Source organism: Streptomyces sp. MnatMP-M17, from assembly GCF_900091995.1.
Classification (GTDB): domain Bacteria; phylum Actinomycetota; class Actinomycetes; order Streptomycetales; family Streptomycetaceae; genus Streptomyces.
In genome coordinates this window covers 1-2,132 of record NZ_FMDK01001127.1, presented here as the reverse complement: position 1 = coordinate 2,132, position 2,132 = coordinate 1, and the positions used below count along the sequence as shown (strand labels likewise).

At 69.7% G+C, this 2,132-nt stretch carries 2 protein-coding genes; both read right to left on the bottom strand.

Features of this window, described 5'->3' with window-relative positions:
* On the bottom strand, window positions 1-1,160 hold a 1,160-nt coding region (locus GA0115259_RS36845; protein ID WP_176732781.1), incomplete at its 3' end, for a metallophosphoesterase.
* 203 nt (window positions 1,161-1,363) lie between these two features.
* A partial coding sequence (locus GA0115259_RS36840; RefSeq protein ID WP_107469406.1) for an AEC family transporter occupies window positions 1,364-2,132 on the bottom strand: 769 nt, incomplete at its 5' end.

Genomic DNA, 2,132 nt, shown 5'->3' with positions numbered 1-2,132 from the left:
CCCGCCGTGCCGGCGCCGCCGCCGAGCCCGGCGGAGTCGAAGCGCCAGTACGCGACGGTCCCGCGCGGCATCACGGCGGAGGCCGGACGGGCCGCCGGCGGTACGGACTGGTCGAAGCCCGCGAACCGGGTGTCGAAGTCGATGTCCAGGCTGAACCGGTCGGTGGGACCGGTCAGTTCGATCGTTTCGGCCTCCAGCGGCGTCCGCTTCTCCGGATCGCGCGCGAGGAACCAGGGCGAGAACGTCTCGACGTCGATGACACCGCGCGCGAGGTCGAAACCGTACAACCGGATCATCGCGGCACCGCCGTAGTAGCGGTCCTGGTAGTTGGTGATGTGGACATGGACGTCATGGCCCGCGTCATTGGTGAGGACGGTACGGCCGGGCGGCCAGTAGTGACCGCCGAGCGCGAGGAAGATCTGGTCGTTGCCGCGGATGAGACCGTCCCACAGCCGCTGTCCGTTGCCCGAGAGCTGGGCCTTGCCGTCGTCGCCGGACGAGGCGATGTCATGGGTGGTGAGAATGGCCGGCAGCGTCGCGTGGCGGTCGAGCACCGAGCGCGCCCAGTCGAGGCCCGCGTCGGACACACGCCAGTCCAGGGCGAGGACCAGCCACTCGCGTCCGGCGGCGCTCACCACGTGGTAGCTGTTGTAGCCGTCGCGCGAGGAGCCGCCGTAGGTCGGCATGGACGCGTAGCGCGCCGGACCGAAGGCCCTCAGATAGGCGGAGTCACCGCGCTGGTCGTCGGAGCCGTTGATGTCGTGATTGCCCGCGAGCACGCTGTAGGGCAGTTTGCCGTCGAGCGTACGGAAGGTGTCGGCGGCCAGCTCGATCTCGTCGCGGGTGCCGTGCTCCGTGACATCACCGAGGTGCGTCATGAACGCGATGTTGGCCTCCTTCCGCTCGGACACGAGGTAACGGAAGGTCTCGCGCAGCGGCGCCGGGTCGGAGCTGTCGGCGTCGAAGAGGTACTGGGTGTCGGGAAGGACGGCCAACGCGAACCGGGGGCTGACGCCGTCGAACCGCCCGTAGGCACCCGAGTCGGCCTGCGCCGAGGCCGTGTCGAGGAACGTCGCCGCCGCCCCGGCGGCCGGCACCGCGAGCGCCGCCTGAAGCAGCGCCCGTCTCGCCGGCTTGCCGCGATTGTCTGCTGTGCTCATGTCGAACTCCCTGCGCTGTACATCTGTGTCAGCCGCACTGTTCTGATCAGCCGTGGCGCGGCGATGGCTGACAACTGAACGCCGTCTGCCCGTTCGCGGTACGTATGGGCCGGTCCGGGCCGCTACCGCCGTCATGACCGGCTGCGCCCTTTACGCGCTCGCCCGTTACGCGCGTTCCCGTTACGCGCGCGCCCGGCCGTACGTCAGCCCAGCAGTGCCGCCACCGCCACCAGGGCCGGGATCGACAGCAGTGTGGAGAGCAGGATCGACTCCCGCGCCAGCCGTTCTGCGACCTTGTAGCGCGAAGCGTAGGTGTAGAGATTCTGGGCGGCGGGCAGGGCGGAGGTCACCACGACATTGAGCAGAGCCGCGCCGTGCAGTCCGAAGGCCCACGCTCCCAGCATCCAGGCCACCAGCGGCTGGCCCGCGGACTTCAGGGCGGCGGAGAGCAGCACGGAGTGGCGGTCGGGGCCACGGCCCGGCAGGGCGCTCCCGTGCAGCGATATCCCGAAGGCAAGCAGCACGGCGGGAACGGACATGTTGCCGATCAGGACCAGTGGATCCAGTACAGGTCCTGGCACCGTCCAGCCCGTGGCCGCCACCGCCACTCCGCACAGCGAACTGGCCGCGACCGGATTGCGCAGCGGTGTGATCAGCCGCTGCACAAAGGAGAGTTTCTTTCTGGACCCGGCCTCGGTTCCGGTCCCTGCTCCCGCTCCGGTCCCTGCTCCGGCTCCGGCTCCGGCTCCGGCCAGATCGAGCACCGTCAAGGCGATCGGTGTGACCACGATGAGCTGGAACAGCAGGACGGGAGCCACCAGTGAGGCGTCGCCGAGGACATAGACGGCGATCGGAATCCCGAGATTGCCCGCGTTGACATAGCTGGAGCAGAGCGCTCCGATCGTGGTGCGGCCCACGTCCCAGCGGCGGCCCACGGCGACCGCCACGAACGCCCCGGCCGCGACGGCCGGA